Genomic DNA, 17,713 nt, shown 5'->3' with positions numbered 1-17,713 from the left:
TATACCATATAACAACATTAATTCAAAACCTATTGACTATCTTTAGACATTTGAATATAAATTTTTTGGTGAGTGGAAAGTATTTATCAGTAATAATTCCAGTTTATAATGAAGAAAAAAATCTTGAAATTCTTTATAAAGAGCTAAAGCCTGTTTTAGAATCTATTGGCAAGAAATATGAAATTGTTTTTGTGGACGATGGAAGTTCAGATAACTCTTTAAACATTTTACATCAATTCGCAAGACGTGATAGTACAATAAAAATTGTCAAACTCCTTTCTAACTTTGGTCAAAGTGCGGCCATTGCAGCAGGGTTGGAAAATGCTGAAGGGGAAAACATTATTACCATGGATGCAGATTTACAGCATGATCCAAAAGATATACCGAAATTACTTAAAAAATTAGAAGATGGTTATCATGTGGTATGTGGATGGAGAAAAAATAGAAGTAAATCAGATTCTTTATTTAAAAAAGCAATCCCTTCATGCATATTTAACTTTTTAATTGTGCATCTCTTCAAACTCAATGGACTTCATGACGTTGTTGGTGGTATGAGAGCCTTTAAAAAAGAAGTTGCTCAAGAGATCCAAATCTATGGAGAGATGCATCGGTTTCTTCCTGTCTTAGCTGCCTGGAAAGGTTTTAAGATTACCGAAGAGGCAATTCATATAAGGAAAAGACGTCATGGAAATTCTAAATATGGTGCTTCTAGATTCATAAGGGGATTTTTAGATTTATTGACTGTAAAGTATCTTATCTCTTATTTTAAGCGTCCTTTGCACATATTTGGCACCATCGGTCTTTTACTCTCAGGAACAGGATTTCTCATAGATGTATACTTACTTATTGAGAAGTTTTTCTTTCATGTCCATCTTGCTGTTGAACACCTTCCTTTGCTTTTATTAAGCATTTTATTAATTATTGTAGGTGTAAACTTTTTATTTCTAGGCTTTATAGCAGATATGATTTCTTTAAGTTTAATTTTAACAAAAAAACCAAAACTATATATAATTGAAAAGATCGAAACGGCAAGGACTATATCTCAGAAAGAGTTATAAAATCGTAATGTTTGAATCTTTCTAAAAGTTTAATGAATTCCAAACAAAATTTTTCTCCAGTATTTCTAGTTAGATAAAAAGGAACATACTTGCTTTTGATTTTTGTAAATTCCCAAGAATGAACATAGATAACTACAGGTATGTTCTTTTTTAGCAATAATTTAATGCCTATACTTGTCCACCAATGTCCAATATTTCTTAACCACAACCATCCAATAGGCAATCTTAAATGGGGCACAACTCCTATTGGAATTTCTTTAATTCCTAAATTAAAAGGCTTATATGGAGACAAAGGGTATTTAATATTATTATAAAATCCAGGAAGCCATGCTGGATGTAGGGAACTATCATAGTTAAACCCAAGTTCTGCCAATACTTTTAACAATTTAAAAGAAAATTGAAGTTGAGGTGCCCTAAAACCAACTACTTTTAAACCTGTAATTTCTTCTAATATTTCTTTTGATTTAAGAATATCTTTTTTTAAATCTATATTAGGATTAATTCTATAATTGTGGAGATAACCATGAGAAGCTATTTCATGACCTTCACTAGCTATGTATTTAACCTGTTTTTTTTCTCTTTTAGCAAAAAACCCTGTAATAAAAAATGTAGCTTTAATATTAAATGCTTTTAGTATTTTGAGTAAAATCTCATTTCCTTTTTTGCTAAATTCTGTATTATTATTTTCAGTAACATCCTTTCCACGTAAAGCAGGCATATTCCATTGTTCACAATCAACTGTTATAGCAATCATAGTCTAAGTATACCAAGAAGAAAAAACTTGACAAATAAAAATTTTTAATAAAAATTCCAACATGCCAAATACAAAGAAACTTTTATTAATCATTCTATTTGCCATCATTATCCGCATTCCTTATATAAATTGTCCAATGCATCCAGACGAAGGTGCATATGCCTATCAAGGGTATTTTTGGCTAAAGGGAAAAGAAATTTATGAAACAAGATTTTTTAATCGTCTTCCAGGACTTCCTTTAATTTATGCAACTGCTTTTAAACTCTTTGGTACTAATCCAAAAGCTATCAGGGTTTTTGTTATTCTTTATAATACCTTAAGTGTGCTCTTTGTTTATTTAATAGGTTGCAAATTATTAGATGAAAAAAAAGCCTTAATTTCTGCATTTATTTTTGCCTATCTTTCTTGGTCACCCATTATGCGAGGAGTTACAGGTAAGGAGATATTTATAATATTACCTTGTCTTATAACCATTTACTTTTACTTGCTTTATGAAGGTAAAAATAAAAAGTTCCTTTTTCTTTGCGGTATCTTTTCTGGTTTCTCTATCCTTGTAAGTCAAACAACTTTCTTACTAATTTTTCATTTTTTAATTTTTACTTATTTTCAAAGTAAGAAAAAAATCAAAGACTTATCTGTTTATCTTTTTAGTTTATGCATTCCAGTAATGTTGTTTTTAATTCACGGCGCCTTAGTTTTGGGAATAAAACAATTAATTTACCAAATTATTATTTACAGGACAAAATCAAACTCAATCTTTGTTGGTCCTGCCTGGTATCATCTATTTCGCTCCATCTATTCCCTTACAGCTTCTTCCTTTATATTTTTAATCTTTGCCATAATTTTAGGCTATCAATACTTACCGAAAGAGGAAAAATTTGTAAAATTTTTTCTCTTTTCTTATCTTATTTTTTCTTTTTTAGGTGCTATTTCAGGAGGATGGTGGGCATTTCATTATTATTTACCACTTATGCCTATAATTTCTTTATGGTTGGGTTGGTGTATTCCTTACATCTTTAAGCAAAAAAGATTAGTAAAAGCTATATTTTTTTGTTGTTTGCTAGTCCCACTTATCTTTTATATATGTGCTTTTTACTATACAAAAAATTACTGTTTGGAATTTAAAAGTGAATATAAATTGACAAAAAAATTGGTAAAATACTTAAATAATCATTGTGGTAAAAAAATATATGCTTTTTTATTTTATAATCCATCTATTTATTTTATGAGTAAAAAAGAATCTGCATTACCTTATTTTTTTGAAGATGAAATATTATTTGTGCCTGAAAGATTTAAAGAAATTATCTCTGTCATAAAACAAAAAAAGATAGATTGCCTTATTACTTATGATTTAGATTATAGTCTTGAAATGGTACAAAAATTATGTGATACAAATAAGCCTTTTATGTTTCTAATCAAAAAATGTTTTTCAAGATACTTTACACCATTTTGTAAGGGTTATCCTATTCAACTCTCATTTATTAAAAAAATTTTTGAAATGATACCAAGTTATTATAAAAAAATAAAAATTATACCATTCAAAAAAGGAAAAATAATTATTTGGAAAAAGCAAGATTAGGACTTGCATTGACTTGATAAATAAATAAAAAATGGAATACCTAATAAACCATAAAGAAAATAACTATATAAAGTATAAAAAATAGATACACTAAAAATTATAGATAATGGTGCAAATTCTTTAAACAAAAAGAGCATAGCTGTATCTCTCGTACCTATACCTGCTAACGTAATAGGTAATATGCCAATGAATATGCTTAATGGAAGACGAGCAGATATTTCTATAAGAGAAACATAAATATCAAAAGCTTTAAAAAATAAAAAAACTTGGACTATAGAAAGTGACCAATTTATAAGTGACCAGAATGCTGCAATAATAGAAAACTTAGGATAAAGAGATAAAATATTCATACCTTGTATAGCTAGGTTTAATTTATTTAACAGCTGAATATTTTTATCTCTAAGCCATTTTTCCAAAAAAAATAAAACTTGAATTGAAACAGTAATCAATATCAAAATGCCAATAAAAATTATTGTAAATTTTTTATTTTTTATAAAAATACTACCAAAAAGACCAATTATAGATAAACAAGCTATATCTAAGAGCTTTTCAGCAATAATACTACCAAAAACTTTAGCTTTTGAAATATTTCTATTAAGAAAGACCACTCTAAAAAAATCTCCTGTTCTTGAAGGTAAAAATACATTAAGAGGCCATGTCCCTATAGTTAAAGCAAAACAATTTAAAATAGATAAATTTTGATTAATTGCTTTTAAAAGCCAGTGCCAACGTAAGGCACCAAAAAATGGGAAACTTAAAGATAGAAAAAAAGCCATTAATGCATATTTTATTTTGATTTTTTTAAAAGTAACGAATAAATTGTGTAAACCAATGAATTTTATCAAAGCCCACAATATTCCTATAGTTAAGAAAAAACTTAAAAAAAATTTAAATTTTTGAGAAATTAAAAACATAATATTTTCTTTGTTTCCACAACCCAGTATTTATTATTTAAAAACACAACCCAAGGGGCATTTTTATCAGCAAATAAAAAAAATCTTTCTTTTGTAAGTTTCTTAATAAATTCATTAAATGGTTCCCAATAAAGTCTTTCTTTATTTAAATAGCTTGGATCAAAATATTTAGATGAAAGTACAATATGAGTTATTTTGTATTTTTTTATAATAGAAACTATTTCATTTAAATTTTTTGCATAAATAATCTTAAATGTATCATAAAGCCTTTTTTTTACTTCTTTATAATAATTTTTATAACAAGCAATAGAAAGCTCTTCATTTATCAAAACAGACCTTTTTGAAAAAAGAGGAATATCATTTGCCAAATAAGGATGAGCTACAATTAAAACATTACTTGGTAGAGAGGAAAGAAATTGATAAAGTTCTATTTTTTCTTTATTAATGTCTTTCATACTGAAATAACCTATAATTAATGAAACAATAATAAATAAAAATGAAATAAATAAAAATAATTTCCTTAAACTTTTTACAGATATAGTGGGGAAATTATATGCAAGGAGTAAAATAACAGCTAAAGGAATAGTATATTTTGTGTATCTACTTGGTTCATAAAGGTGAAAAAGAAAAATATGAGCAAGAATAAAAAGAAATAATGAACTAATTATTAGCCAAATTATTATTGAAGGAAATACCCATTTTCTTTTTTTAAAAAAGATATATATAGATGTTAAAAAAGAAACAATAACAAATTCTGGTCTATGAAAAATACCAAGACCACTTCTTGTAAATTTAAAGGGTTTACCAAGATAAAAGATTAATAGATTTTTATCAAAAAAAGCATTTCTTCCATTTTCCCAAAATTCAGGCATCATTTTTGCTTCTTTATAACTAAAATTATTTCCAATGAATTTGGGCCTATAAAATAAATATGAATAAGCAATAATTGTAAAAACAAGGGTACAAAAAATAGATAAAGGAAAAAAAGATCTTTTGATAATTTTTATATCTAAAGTATGATTTTTAACAAAAATAAATGGAATTATCATCAATGAATTTAAAACAATGGGTGGATAAAATAAAGCTTGTAGTAATAAAGAAAACCCACATAACCAAAAATTTTTTTTATATAAAAAATACAGAAAAAAAATAAAAAAAGGCAAAGCAAAACTTCTTTGGAATCCTCCTTGCAACAATTTTGTAAGACAAAGGCAAAAAAACAATGCACTTAAAAAACCTGTTTGTTGGTCTTTTAATTTAAAACCAAATTTAAAAAGAAAAAATACGCAAAAAATATTTAAAAAAATAGGTAAAATTTTGCTAAAAAAAAGCGGATCAAAAAATTTGGAAGAAACATAATATAAACTTTTCCAACCATAAGTAGCTATTTTGGGTGAAGAAAAAAAATTAACTAAAAAATCATTTTTGAAAAGCTTTTCATCTTTAAACTTATAAGTCCAAAATATATGCTGTCTAGCATCATCATCTATATGATATGTATTGAATAAATAATAGCTATTATAAGCAATACCTGCTAAAATACTTAAAATTAATGCAAATATTTTTAAATCTATATTTTGCATTCTTATTTGAATCTTCCCTCTTCATGATATGTGGATTCAACATTTACTTGCCAGATATTTTCTTTATCTTTATAATTACAAATAACATTTTTTACTGCCTCTATCGCTGAAAGCATAGAATGGTCTTGATTATTGTAACGATGCATTCCATTTCTGCCGATCAAAAAAAGATTTTCAAAATTATCCACAAATTCTCTAATCTTATATAATTGATAATAACTTCCCCAATAAGCTGGATATGCCTTTTTAACTTTAACAACCACTCCCCACTTAACCCAACTTTCCTTTTTTATCAAACCAAGTTTCATAAGTTCTTTTTTAGCAAACTGTAACATTTCCTTTTTTTTAAAACCCCAAATTTCGTCTTTTTCCGAGCAAAAATACTCAAGACCTAACCATAAACCTTTTTTCTCAGGCACTAAATAAGGACTCCAATTATGAAAAAATTGTATCCGTCCTAAAGCTACATCTTTATCTTGCACATATATCCAATTATCTTCAAGAGTTGGGAAATTAATCTCTTCAAGAAAAATACCAACAGTAACAAAATCCCTATAAGGAAGATTTGCAGCTATTTCTACAATATTTTCTGGTGCTTTAGGTTCAAAAGCAAATATAAGCTCTTTTATAGGCATGCTACTAAAAAAATAATCTGCTTTAAGTTTAAAATTTTTTTCATTTTTTAGATTTCTTATCTCTACACCAATTATTTTATTTCCTTCCCAAAAAATTTTTTCTATTTTATGGTGTGTATATACTTTTCCTCCTTTTTGTTTGATGCGTTTTGTAACCTCTTCCCAGAGTTGTCCAGGGCCATATTTGGGATAAAGAAAATAATTAATCAATGTAGTTTCAACTTTTTTTTGAAAGATATCCTTTTTATTTGATTTTAAAGCATGCATCAAAGCTTTCTTTACATTAAACCCTTTTATGCGTTGTCTTCCCCATAAAGCGTCTATCTCTGAACAATTTTTTCCCCATACTTTATAAGTATAGTCTTTAAAAAACATCTCATATAAAGGTCGACCAAAACGATTGATAAAAAAATCTTCAAGAGATTTTTCTGGCTTTTTAGGAAATAAAAAAGTACAAATATAACCCATAATTATATCCAAAATTTTAAAAAATCCCAAATTTTTTATTACTTTTAATGAAAAATTTAAAGGATAAGGAAAAAGCTTATTTTCGTAAAAAATATGAGAAAGCCTTTTTCGCACAAGCATCACCTTATCTTCTTTTTCAGGATCAGGACCATTAGCAAAAAGAGGAATTCGACGACCAAATTCAATATCATCTTTGGCTGGTGCACCAGCAGGAGGCAGAATTTTAAACCACCAATCTATTATTTGTTTAGATTTAGAAAAAAAACGATGTCCTCCAATATCCATTCGATAATCTTTATAAGAAATTGTTTTGGAAATACCCCCTACTTGCGAATCTGTTTCAAAAACCAAAGGAATGATTTCTGTTGTCTTTAATAATTCTAAAGCTGCAGTAAGACCTGCTGGTCCTGCCCCAATAATTACAGCCTTTTTCATGCGGTTTTTCTTCGAAAAAGTAAAAATTTCCTTGCACTAAAGTTCCATATAAAAACAAGAACGGTAGTAGGTATTTTAGCTAAAAGATATCTTCCAGAAAAAATATAAGTAAAAAACCACATAAAAAATTCATTCCAAATTAATCCTACAAATCCTACTAGACTAAAAATAGAAAATTCTATAGTGATATTTTTCATACGGCGATATTTAAATACCCAATTGACAGAAAATAAATAATTTACTACTAAACCAATGCTAAATCCAAAAGCAGCAGAGATTAAATAATGTAAACCTATCCATTCAGTGGAAATATAAAGCACAGTAAAATCCACACCAAAAGCAATACTTCCTATAAGAAAGTATTTTAAAAATTCTTCTATTAAAAACAGTTGCATTTTGAATTCTAATAACTTTTATCTTATATACTGTCAAGAAAACTTTTAAACCTCAAATCCTTATTTGCCATACAAGAAGCGATTTTGAAAATTGCCTTTCACCCAAATGTTTTTAACAAAAATCAAGCGTATTTTGGCTTGACTTTAATGTTGACTTTTGTTAATCTTTTTCAAAATAGAAAGGAGGAATAAATGTTACCGTGGCTTATTTTACATTGGGATGCGAGTCATTTTATCTTTATGGGTGTGTTTTATAGTTGTATAGGAATTATTGGACTTGGTCTTTCATTTGTTATGGCCAAAAGCATTTATGATTATTTAAAAGGTGGACATCATTAACGCCAAATTAATTCTTTATTTTTTAAAATAATTTCTTTTATTTCTGCTGTAGGTTCTAAATTTAAAATATATTTTATTAATTCAGCAATAGTTTTAGGTGATAGAAGACATTTTTCTTTTGGACAAAAAGGCATTTTTTTAATTAACTTTGTCTTAACAATACCAGGATAAATAGTAGTTACTTGAATTCCATAGCGCTTACCTTCTTTATAAATTACTTCAGCCAAACCCCTTAAGGCAAATTTCATACTACAATAAGCTGCACCATAAGGAAATCCCTCTAGACCAGAAAGAGAATTAATCATTATTATATGTCCTTTTTTTTGGGAAAGAAAAAAACAATAAACCATTTGTGTAAGAAAAAAAGGGATTTTAAAATTGGCTTCATAAGAAGCATCCATCATATCAATGGTTACCTCTTCTACTTTAGCATAAAAGCCATCACCAATAGCATTAATAAAAATATTAGGTTTAAAAGAAAAAATTGTATTTTTAATTTTCTCTGCTTCTTTTAAAAGATTTTTAATACAGACAAATGAAAATCTATTTCCAATTAAAATAGAATTTAATTCCTTTTTTTTCTCTTCATCTCTATAACTTAAAAGCAAATCATGTTCTGATGCTAAAGTTTCACTAATAGCCTTACCTATATCCCCAGTTGCCCCTGCAATAAATATCCTCATAATTTTTCCCCTCTAACTAAAATAAAAGCCGCTAAGTGGCGAAAAAATGATTTGGCTAACTTTCTATCTATATTAAAAGCAATAGGAATTAAATAAGAAGGCATAAATGGTGGACCATAAATTACACCTCTAGTGGAAATATGTTTAAAACCATTTTGTAAGAGTAAACTTTTTAGCTGATTTATCGTATAAAATCGAGCATAACGATAAGCTGTTTTTTTAAAAATTGTTTTTAAACGTTTAAAAAAGAACCAAAGACTAAAAGTATTAAGTGTACCTATAATTATCTCTCCTTTAGGTTTCAAAACACGATATATTTCAATTAAAGCCTTTTTCGGCGAAAATAAAAACTCAAATAAAGTAATGCTTATTACACTATCAAAGCTTTCATCTTTAAAAGGCAAAAAAAGAGCATCACCACAGACAAATGGAATATTTGGAAATTTTTTATAGGCTATTTTTAACATATTAAAAGATTTATCTAATCCGATTGCATTTAAGATTCCTGTATAATTGCCAGTACCACAGCCTAAATCAAGTATTAATCCTTTTTTTGTCTGAAAAAGAGAAAAAAATTCCTTTTTTTCAGTCATATCAACATAATTTCCAATAGATGTAGCATACCAACTATCATAATAAGGAGCAATTTTTTCAAAATAGACTACTGCCCCCTCTTGCTTTCTTGTTTTATTTGATATCATATGATAGAGTTTAACAAAACTTCTATTGGAGAGGAAGACTATGGCTGGTGTTAATAAGGTTATCCTCATTGGACATCTTGGGGCAGATCCAGAATTGCGTTATACACCAAGTGGAAAACCAGTAGCAAATTTTAGAGTAGCTACAACTGAAAGATGGGTGAATAAACAGGGAGAAAAAAAAGAGATAACAGAATGGCATAGAGTAGTTGCCTGGGGAAAACTAGGTGAATTTTGTGGACAATATTTGGCTAAAGGAAAACAAGTATACATTGAAGGAAGGTTGCGCAGTCGTTCATGGGAAGATAAGGATGGTAGGAAGCAACGTACAATTGAGATTGTAGCACAAAAACTTCAACTTTTGGGAAAACCAGAAACAACACCTACTCCAGTAGAAGAAGAGGTTTTATCTCCAGAAGAAGTACCTATAGACGAGGATATACCATTTTAGATGTTTTCTAAAATACCAAGAGTAATGTCTACTCAACATCCTGACAATGTAACTGTGCCATTTTTTGCTCAAAGCTCAGAGATGAGTGGAGAAGATGAGGTACAGGAAGCTTATTATGCCTTTTCACACTTAGGCTGTGATGAACAAATGTGGGATTGTGAAGGAAAAGAAGTAGATATTTATGTTGTAAGAAAACTTTTAGCTAGATATGAGTATTTTTTTAAAAAATACCCTTTAGGTAAAGAGGTATTTATTACTTTAAGAGTACCCAATCCTACAGTAGAGAAAGAAGAAGCTAAAATCCTTTTTGAAACTTTAGAAAGTATTCCAAGATCTTATGATACAGCTAAAAGTTTTTATAAAAGAGATATACCTCCAATCTTTGAAGTTATTTTACCTATGACTACTTCCTCAAAATGCCTTAATAGAATTTATTATTATTACAAAGAATTTGTAGCTGGAAAACAAAATTTATCATTATATCCTAGTGATATTACTATTTCAGACTGGATTGGAGAGTTCCATCCAAAGACTATCAATGTTATACCTTTATTTGAAGATAAAAAATATATGTTAGAAGCTCATCATATTCTTGCAGAATATTTAGAAAATAAAAATCTTCCTTATCAACGGGTTTTTTTAGCAAGATCAGACCCTGCTTTAAATTATGGTATGATAACCGCCACATTATTAATTAAGATTGCTTTACAACGATTGAGAAAACTTTCAGAAAAGTTAGAAAAACCCATTTATCCTATATTAGGTGTAGGCACAGCGCCTTTTAGAGGAAATTTTAGACCTGATAATGTAAGAAATCTTTGTTTTGAATTTCCAGATGTTCAAACTTTTACAGTACAGTCTGCTTTCAAATATGATTATCCTGTTCAAGAAGTAATTAATGCAATTCAAAAATTAAAACAAACACCTAGATTACATGGTTGGGTAGTGGATGAAGAAAAGTGTTTAAAAATAATAGATAAAGTTTCTACAGCATATGCTAAACAAGTAGAAGCTCTTGCATCTTTAATTAACCAGATGGCTAAATATGTGCCTAAAAGAAGAAAAAGGAAATTGCATATAGGATTATTTGGTTATTCTAGAAAACTTGGAAAAGTTGTGTTACCAAGAGCTATTGAATTTTGTGCAGCTTGTTATTCTCTTGGTTTACCACCAGAAATTTTTGGATTTGATGTTTTAAATGAAGATGATATCAATTTTTTAAAAGAAATTTATATTGATTTTGAATGTAGTATGATTGATGCTCTTAGATTTTTTAATGAAAAAGTATTTGACATTCTACCAAAAGAAATTTCAAAAATTTTAAAAGAAGCTTTTACAAAAGCCTCTCAGTTATTTTCCTTTAAAATAAATTTGGAACATAAACAAATTACTTCTCATATTATTGAAGCTTTAGATTCTGGACACAAAGAAATGCTTTCTTCTCTTGTTGTAGAAGCAGCTCATATTAGAAAATTTTTAGGATAATTACATTCCTACTCCAGGTATTTTTATTCCACAATATTTGCATTTACCTTCAATAATATTATAAGTAGTGATAGTATAACCATAACGCTCAATAATAAGTTTACCACAATTATGACAGTAGGTATTTTCCCCTTCATCTCCAGGTGCATTGCCAGTATAAACATAATGTAATCCTTCTTCCAATCCAATCTCTCTTGCTCTTCTCACAGTTCCAACACTTGTAGATGGTACATGAGTAAAGCGATAAGTAGGATAAAAACGACTTACATGCCATGGAATATCAGGATTAAGCTGATATAACCATCTTGCTATCTCTCGCAATTCTTCTTCTGAATCATTTACAGTGGGAATAATTAATGTAGTCACTTCTACCCAAATACCCATTTTAATTAAACGAGTAATAGTGTCTAAAACAGGTTGTAATTTAGCACCGCAAATTTCCTTATAAAATTTGTCTCTAAAGGATTTAAGGTCTATATTAGCAGCATGTAAATAAGGTTTTATAGTTTCTAAAGCCTCCTCACTCATATATCCATTGCTGACAAAAACATTTTTTAATCCTTTTTTTACAGCAATCTGTGCTGTTTCATAAGCCAATTCAAAATATATTGTTGGTTCAGTATAAGTATAAGAAATAGATTTTGCTCTTTGAGCAATAGCATCAGCAACAATTTCTTCTGGTGTTGTTTCCAAACCAATTATTTTTTTATCATCTCTTGGCATCTGAGAAATATCAGCATTCTGACAAAAAAGACAATGAAAATTACACCCCACTGTAGCAATAGAAAATGAAAAACTTCCTGGATAAAAGTGATAAAGAGGTTTTTTCTCAATTGGATCATTATGTTTGGCAATAATGCGATTATAAACAAGTGTATACAATTTACCATCTTGATTTTTTCTAACACCACAAATGCCTTTCCCTTCATTAGGAATTAAACAATGATGGGCACAAAGATAACATTTTACTTTATTTTCAGACAATTTTTTATAAAACATTGCTTCCTTCATAATTTCTCCTCCTTAGCTTAGAATGACAACCAGAGTCTGATTTGTCAAGATAATGAACAAACATAAATTTTAGGTCGATATAATAATAGATAAATCTATGCTTGACATAAATAATAAAACACAATATTTTAGACAAAACTTTAAAAGGAGTGAAAATGCGAAAACGATGGCGGAATATCTTTCAAGAAGTGACAATAACTATAATTCCCCATCGAGGAAATAAGCTTTTTGAGATAAAATTTTCCTTCTTAGGATTATGGTTAGTAATGTTTCTTTTTATATTTACATATTTAGCTACATTTATACTTGCACTTAAAATTTCTGATTATTTTGAATTAAAACAAGAATTAAAAAAAACACAGGCAGGACTTTTAGCATGGCAGAAAAAATATAATCAAGATGTTGGTTGTCTTAAAGAAACTTTAGCTCAATTAAGGGAAACAGAATACAAATTAAGAGAATTATTAAAATTAGGTTCTAAAGAAGAAATCATTAAACAAGCAGAAATAGAAAGTTTAATGCCTTATTCTGGGGCAGTAGATATTGATGCTATTAAGCATGAAATTGAAAAAAGACTTGAAAGTCTTTCAGAATTAAAAAAATATTTAAAAACACAAAAATCTATCTATCTTGCTACACCATTAAGTTGGCCTACCTTAGGTTATATATCTTCTCGTTTTGGCTGGCGTATTCATCCTATTACTGGAAAAAAGGATTTTCATGGAGGTGTAGATATAAGCGCCCCTGCTGGTACTCCAGTAAGAAGTACAGCAAATGGGGTTGTTGTTTATGCAGGAAGAACAAAATTCAATGGTAATTTTGTGATCATTGAACATGGATATGGATATACTACCCTTTATGCTCACCTTAAAAAATATATAGTGAGAGTAGGACAAAAAGTAAAAAGAGGAGATATTATTGGTTATGTAGGTTCAACAGGACTTGCCACTGGACCACATCTCCATTATGAAATTTGGAAAAATAAAAGACGTGTTAATCCTTTACCTTATATTAAGAAGAGATATTTTTCTAAAAAGAAATAATGTGGAGAAGAAATAAAATAGATTCCTTAATAGGAGAGCAGACTTCAATAAAAGGAGAAATAGAAGTCAAGAATGGTGTGAGAATTGATGGGAAATTTGAAGGCATAATTAGAGCAGAATGGGTGGTGGTTGGCAAAAAAGCGGAAGTAAAAGGTGAAATAAATGCCAATGAGATTATCATATGGGGTAAGGTAAATGGCAAGATTGTAGCCAAAAATCTGGTAGAGATTCAAAGTACAGGTATTTTTGAAGGTGAGCTTTTTACTAACAAGTTAGCAATTGTTGAAGGTGGATTTTTTGAGGGAAAATCTTCAAAATTTCGGGAAAAACCTTCTCTTGTCTCTGTAGAAAAGGTGGTTGAAGAAGTAAGATAATTAATTTTATAAATGTCAATTTCTATTCATTTTTCAATATTGCCCCCTCGCTGGCTGAACTTACTAAACAAGCATAGCGTAAGGCATAGCCCTCTTTAATTTTAGGAGCAGGTGGATGCCATTGCTTTTTCCTTTCATTTAATTTTTCTTCAGAAACTTTAAGATTTAATTTTCTTTCTGGAATATTTATTTCAATAATATCCCCTTCTTCTACTAAAGCAATAGGGCCACCACTAGCTGCTTCTGGTGAAACATGACCAATAGCCCCTCCCCTAGTGCCACCACTAAAACGACCATCTGTAATTAATGCTACTTCTTTCTCAAGTCCCATTCCAACAATAGCAGATGTAGGTGTTAACATCTCTCTCATACCAGGGCCTCCTTTTGGCCCTTCATATCTAATAACTACTACTTCATTAGGATTTATTTTTTTGCCTAAAATAGCATCAGTTGCTTCTTCTTCGCTATTAAACACCCTTGCTTTACCTGAAAAAACAAGCATTTCTGGTAAAACAGCCGATTGTTTAATTACAGCTCCTTCTGGGGCAAGATTTCCATATAAAATAGCTAATCCTCCTTCTGGAGCACAGGGTCTTTCTATAGTCCTTATTACATTTTCATCTTTATTTTTTGCAAGATTTAGATTGCTTTTTAAAGTCTCCCCTGTTACAGTCATTACTTCAAGATTGATAAGATTTGCCTTACTCAGTTCTTTCATCACTGCTGGCACTCCACCAGCCCGATGTAAATCCTCAAGAAAATGAGGGCCACCAGGACGCAAAGTACATAGTTGTGGCACTTTACGGCTCATTTCATCAAATGTTTTAAGAGTAAGAGGAACTTTTGCTTCATAAGCAATTGCCATTAAATGTAAGACTGTATTTGTTGAGCACCCAAGAGCCATGTCTACAGCAATGGCATTTAGGAATGCTTCAAGGGTAGCAATATCCCTTGGTTTTATATTCTTCTTTACTAAAGAAATGATTTTCATACCTGCTTCCTTTGCTAGTCTTATCCTCGCTGCATTAATAGCCGGAATTGTTCCATTACCTGGCAAAGCAAGACCAATGGCTTCGCTTAAACAATTCATAGAGTTAGCAGTAAACATCCCTGCACATGAACCAAAGCCTGGACAAGCCAATTCTTCTAATTCTGCTAAATCTTCTCCGCTTATCTTCCCTGCTTTAACTGCCCCAACAGCTTCAAATACAGAAATTAAATCTACCTTTTTCCCTTGCCATTCTCCTGCTAGCATAGGGCCACCACTGACAATAATACTTGGGATATTTAAACGTAAAGCTGCCATTAACATTCCAGGTACAATTTTATCGCAATTTGTTACTAAAACTAAACCATCAAATGGATGAGCCATAGCCATCACTTCAATAGAATCAGCAATTATTTCTCTGCTCATAAGAGAATATTTCATTCCTTTATGATGCATAGCAATGCCATCACAGATTCCAATCACCCTAAATTCCATGGGTGTACCACCAGCCATCCTTATCCCTGCCTTAACTGCTTCGGTAATTCTATCCAGATGAATATGACCTGGAATTAATTCATTACCTGCATTTACTACACCAATTAATGGTCTTTCTAATTCAGCCTTTGTATAACCCATAGCTTTGAAAAGAGAACGATGTGGTGCCTTAGTTAAACCTTCTACCATCTGCCTACTGCGATCCATTGTTTCCCCCTTTAAAAAATTTTTGCAGTTTTAAAAAGAATTCTAAAAAATGGCAAGATTATGCTTGATTAAAAATGAATTTTTTGTTTTTTTATAAATGTGTTTTTAAAAGTAATGACTATAAATCTTCGTTATGATAATCTCAGTGATGGTCCTCATCAATGGTGTTTTCGCAAAAATATTGTTGCTCAGATAATAAAAGAGATAAATCCTGATATTTTTGGCACTCAAGAGGGCTGGGAAGATCAAATAAAGGAATTGGCAAGCCTTACAGGTTACAGTTATTATGTGTTTGCACCAGAATGGAATCGAAAAAGAATGTTTCCATGTGTTTGGACAAAAAAAGAGATAAAAGTTCTAAAAAGTGATACCTTTTGGCTCTCACCTACCCCTCATATTCCATTTAGTAAAGCCTGGAATAGCGCTTTTCCCCGTACAGCTACTTATATTATAGCACAAAAACAAAATGTTCTTTTTCTTTTTATCAGTACACACCTTGATAATGTTTCTGAAAAAGCTAGATTACACCAAGCAGCTGTTCTTTGCCAAGAAATAAAAAAAATAAATAAAAATTATCCTACAATCCTTGTTGGTGATTTTAATGATTCTCCAAAAAGTTCAGTTTATGACCTTTTAACTGGAAAAATAGATTTAAATGGAATTAAAGGCAATTTTATTGATGTTTGGAAATGGCTTAAAAAACCTGAAGAATCAACATTTCATGCCTTCAGTGGGCAAGGAAGTCGAGGACGTATAGATTGGATTTTGGTTTCAAAGGAAATAAATATAAAAAATGCTTTTTTAATAAAACATACAATTTCAGGTCTTTATCCATCAGATCATTTTCCTGTCATAGCTGAGCTTAAATTACTTGACAAATGAAGTAAAATAGCTTTATCATAAAATAGCAGCCTGGGTGGCGGAACTGGCAGACGCAAGGGACTTAAAATCCCTTGGGGCTTTGTCCCCGTGCGGGTTCGATTCCCGCCCCAGGCACCAATTTTTGAAGACTCAATTTTTCATCCAACTTATCAGGAGCACATTGGGAGCAGATAGATTCTTCTCTTAGCAACATATCTAGCTTTTTAACTGCTATTTGAATATCAGTTTTATCAACAGTATTATAACGCAAAAACATGCTTTCTGTTTGTCTTTTCCCCTTTGCTATCCACTCTCAAATGTTTTGTCATCCAAAAAATTGGCTGGAATTTCCAGGAATGAAGTAGTAATTGTTGGTATGATTAATAAAATAGAAATTTGGGGGAAAGAAAAGTGGGATGAATGTATAAAGGAATACAGAAAATTTGGCAAAACTCGGAATAGAATGATTGGTTGCTTAAATTGAGAAAAGTAAGAATTTTTGTCAAAATAAAATAGAAGTGTTAAAAATTTTTACATTATTAGGTTTTGTAATTCAAACAAAAATCTTTGGAGGTTAAAATTAAAGTTTTTCCTATCTTTTTCCCCAATAAATAGGAAAAATCTCTTATATTTCCAGTAATAAAAACATCCATTTTGTGATAAATAGCGGTAGAAATTATTATTTGATCCCTCTCAGATAACTTGTCTAAGAGCTTTAAATCAAATTTGACATCTGCTAATCTCTTTGCTCCTTTTAATAAAATATCTATTTTTTTCTCTTTAGCTGGGATCTTTTTCTGAACATTATACCTTAACTCAAGCTCTACTAAGGTAGAAAAATAAAGTTCAAGTAGCTCTTCCTGAGCCAGTCTTAAAATAAGAGAAGGATAAGAACCCTTTAGATCAGTATATAAAGCAGAAAACCACACATTACTATCTAAAAAGACCTTTATCTTTTTTGGGCGAGCCACTTCTCTATTATCTTTCTTTCTTCTTCGGCTGAGACTTTGCTGGCTTCAATCAGCTCCTTTAGGAACTTCTCATCATATTCCTTAACCAAGGTCCTAAGTTTGTCTAAAGGAATGACTATAGCAGGCTTGATCACAATTTCTCCTTCACGATCTTCTATTACTACTGGCTGTTTTGGTTTTATACCATATTTTTTTCTTAAACTTTGAGGAATGGTTATTTGTCCCCTTTCTCCTACAATTAAGGTCTCCATTATTACCTCCTGTCCTTTTAGTACTTATTATACAT

The 17,713-nt window shown here is 29.9% G+C and carries 20 protein-coding genes and 1 tRNA gene; 10 read left to right on the top strand and 11 right to left on the bottom strand.

Annotated elements, in window-relative coordinates:
* Window positions 1-68: 68 nt before the first annotated feature.
* Entirely contained in the window at window positions 69-1,058 is a 990-nt protein-coding gene (locus tag LWW95_09340) for a glycosyltransferase family 2 protein (protein MDL1957228.1), read from the top strand.
* Here LWW95_09340 and LWW95_09335 read toward each other — a convergent pair.
* Window positions 1,036-1,812 carry a polysaccharide deacetylase family protein gene (locus tag LWW95_09335; GenBank protein ID MDL1957227.1) on the bottom strand — a complete coding sequence of 259 codons (777 nt, stop codon included), beginning with the start codon at window positions 1,810-1,812 and terminating at the stop codon, window positions 1,036-1,038. The two genes, LWW95_09340 and LWW95_09335, sit on opposite strands and share 23 nt — an antisense overlap.
* 61 nt (window positions 1,813-1,873) lie before the next feature.
* On the opposite strand from LWW95_09335, the gene LWW95_09330 reads away from it, so the two are divergent.
* The gene (locus tag LWW95_09330) at window positions 1,874-3,391 is read left to right on the top strand and encodes a glycosyltransferase family 39 protein (GenBank protein MDL1957226.1); all 1,518 of its coding nucleotides are present in this window, start codon (window positions 1,874-1,876) and stop codon (window positions 3,389-3,391) included.
* Here the strand turns inward: LWW95_09330 and LWW95_09325 are convergent.
* From LWW95_09325 to LWW95_09310, 4 genes are read right to left on the bottom strand one after another with little or no spacing between them, the layout of a single operon-like run.
* Window positions 3,388-4,305 (bottom strand): flippase-like domain-containing protein, encoded by a 918-nt coding sequence (locus LWW95_09325; protein ID MDL1957225.1) that lies wholly within the window; start codon window positions 4,303-4,305, stop codon window positions 3,388-3,390. The genes LWW95_09330 and LWW95_09325 overlap by 4 nt on opposite strands.
* Window positions 4,296-5,888: a hypothetical protein gene (locus tag LWW95_09320; protein ID MDL1957224.1), complete on the bottom strand. Its 1,593-nt coding sequence runs from the start codon at window positions 5,886-5,888 to the stop codon at window positions 4,296-4,298. Before LWW95_09320 ends, LWW95_09325 begins: the two co-directional genes overlap by 10 nt.
* A gap of 2 nt (window positions 5,889-5,890) precedes the next feature.
* Window positions 5,891-7,426: an NAD(P)/FAD-dependent oxidoreductase gene (locus LWW95_09315; GenBank protein MDL1957223.1), complete on the bottom strand. Its 1,536-nt coding sequence runs from the start codon at window positions 7,424-7,426 to the stop codon at window positions 5,891-5,893.
* Window positions 7,423-7,821, bottom strand: coding sequence for a GtrA family protein (locus LWW95_09310; GenBank protein ID MDL1957222.1), 399 nt, complete (start codon window positions 7,819-7,821; stop codon window positions 7,423-7,425). Before LWW95_09310 ends, LWW95_09315 begins: the two co-directional genes overlap by 4 nt.
* Window positions 7,822-8,013: 192 nt before the next feature.
* Here LWW95_09310 and LWW95_09305 point away from each other — a divergent pair, with 192 nt between their 5' ends.
* Window positions 8,014-8,160 carry a hypothetical protein gene (locus LWW95_09305; protein MDL1957221.1) on the top strand — a complete coding sequence of 49 codons (147 nt, stop codon included), beginning with the start codon at window positions 8,014-8,016 and terminating at the stop codon, window positions 8,158-8,160.
* Here the strand turns inward: LWW95_09305 and LWW95_09300 are convergent.
* Together LWW95_09300 and LWW95_09295 are read right to left on the bottom strand one after the other, a co-directional pair.
* A complete protein-coding gene (locus LWW95_09300; protein MDL1957220.1) occupies window positions 8,157-8,843 on the bottom strand; it encodes an SDR family oxidoreductase in 687 nt (228 codons plus the stop codon). The two genes, LWW95_09305 and LWW95_09300, sit on opposite strands and share 4 nt — an antisense overlap.
* Window positions 8,840-9,544, bottom strand: a complete 705-nt coding sequence (locus LWW95_09295; GenBank protein ID MDL1957219.1) for a methyltransferase domain-containing protein — start codon at window positions 9,542-9,544, stop codon at window positions 8,840-8,842. Before LWW95_09295 ends, LWW95_09300 begins: the two co-directional genes overlap by 4 nt.
* Before the next feature lie 40 nt (window positions 9,545-9,584).
* Between LWW95_09295 and LWW95_09290 the strand changes: the two genes are divergently transcribed.
* Together LWW95_09290 and LWW95_09285 are read left to right on the top strand one after the other, a co-directional pair.
* Window positions 9,585-9,992, top strand: a complete 408-nt coding sequence (locus LWW95_09290) for a single-stranded DNA-binding protein (protein MDL1957218.1) — start codon at window positions 9,585-9,587, stop codon at window positions 9,990-9,992.
* Window positions 9,993-11,477, top strand: a complete 1,485-nt coding sequence (locus LWW95_09285; GenBank protein ID MDL1957217.1) for a phosphoenolpyruvate carboxylase — start codon at window positions 9,993-9,995, stop codon at window positions 11,475-11,477. It begins immediately after the preceding gene.
* On the opposite strand, the gene amrS is transcribed toward LWW95_09285, so the two are convergent.
* Entirely contained in the window at window positions 11,478-12,488 is a 1,011-nt protein-coding gene (gene amrS, locus LWW95_09280; protein MDL1957216.1) for an AmmeMemoRadiSam system radical SAM enzyme, read from the bottom strand.
* A 155-nt stretch (window positions 12,489-12,643) separates the two neighbouring features.
* On the opposite strand from amrS, the gene LWW95_09275 reads away from it, so the two are divergent.
* Window positions 12,644-13,531, top strand: a complete 888-nt coding sequence (locus LWW95_09275; protein MDL1957215.1) for a peptidoglycan DD-metalloendopeptidase family protein — start codon at window positions 12,644-12,646, stop codon at window positions 13,529-13,531.
* Window positions 13,531-13,905: a polymer-forming cytoskeletal protein gene (locus LWW95_09270; GenBank protein ID MDL1957214.1), complete on the top strand. Its 375-nt coding sequence runs from the start codon at window positions 13,531-13,533 to the stop codon at window positions 13,903-13,905. The genes LWW95_09275 and LWW95_09270 overlap by 1 nt, the downstream gene beginning before the upstream one ends.
* A gap of 22 nt (window positions 13,906-13,927) precedes the next feature.
* Here the strand turns inward: LWW95_09270 and ilvD are convergent, their stop codons facing one another.
* Window positions 13,928-15,595 carry a dihydroxy-acid dehydratase gene (gene ilvD, locus LWW95_09265; protein ID MDL1957213.1) on the bottom strand — a complete coding sequence of 556 codons (1,668 nt, stop codon included), beginning with the start codon at window positions 15,593-15,595 and terminating at the stop codon, window positions 13,928-13,930.
* A 99-nt stretch (window positions 15,596-15,694) separates the two neighbouring features.
* On the opposite strand from ilvD, the gene LWW95_09260 reads away from it, so the two are divergent.
* From LWW95_09260 to LWW95_09250, 3 genes are all read left to right on the top strand, one after another.
* On the top strand, window positions 15,695-16,477 hold the full coding sequence (locus LWW95_09260; GenBank protein ID MDL1957212.1) for an endonuclease/exonuclease/phosphatase family protein: 783 nt from the start codon (window positions 15,695-15,697) through the stop codon (window positions 16,475-16,477).
* Window positions 16,478-16,505: 28 nt separating this feature from the next.
* Window positions 16,506-16,594 (top strand) — tRNA-Leu (locus LWW95_09255).
* Between the two features lie 199 nt (window positions 16,595-16,793).
* Entirely contained in the window at window positions 16,794-16,940 is a 147-nt protein-coding gene (locus tag LWW95_09250; protein ID MDL1957211.1) for a division/cell wall cluster transcriptional repressor MraZ, read from the top strand.
* Between the two features lie 55 nt (window positions 16,941-16,995).
* Here the strand turns inward: LWW95_09250 and LWW95_09245 are convergent, their stop codons facing one another.
* Together LWW95_09245 and LWW95_09240 are read right to left on the bottom strand one after the other, a co-directional pair.
* Window positions 16,996-17,427: a PIN domain-containing protein gene (locus tag LWW95_09245; GenBank protein MDL1957210.1), complete on the bottom strand. Its 432-nt coding sequence runs from the start codon at window positions 17,425-17,427 to the stop codon at window positions 16,996-16,998.
* A complete protein-coding gene (locus LWW95_09240; protein ID MDL1957209.1) occupies window positions 17,406-17,678 on the bottom strand; it encodes an AbrB/MazE/SpoVT family DNA-binding domain-containing protein in 273 nt (90 codons plus the stop codon). Before LWW95_09240 ends, LWW95_09245 begins: the two co-directional genes overlap by 22 nt.
* Between the last annotated feature and the right edge of the window lie 35 nt (window positions 17,679-17,713).

The organism is Candidatus Desulfofervidus auxilii, assembly GCA_030262725.1.
GTDB lineage: Bacteria > Desulfobacterota > Desulfofervidia > Desulfofervidales > Desulfofervidaceae > JAJSZS01.
This window is presented reverse-complemented; position numbering and strand designations above follow the sequence as displayed.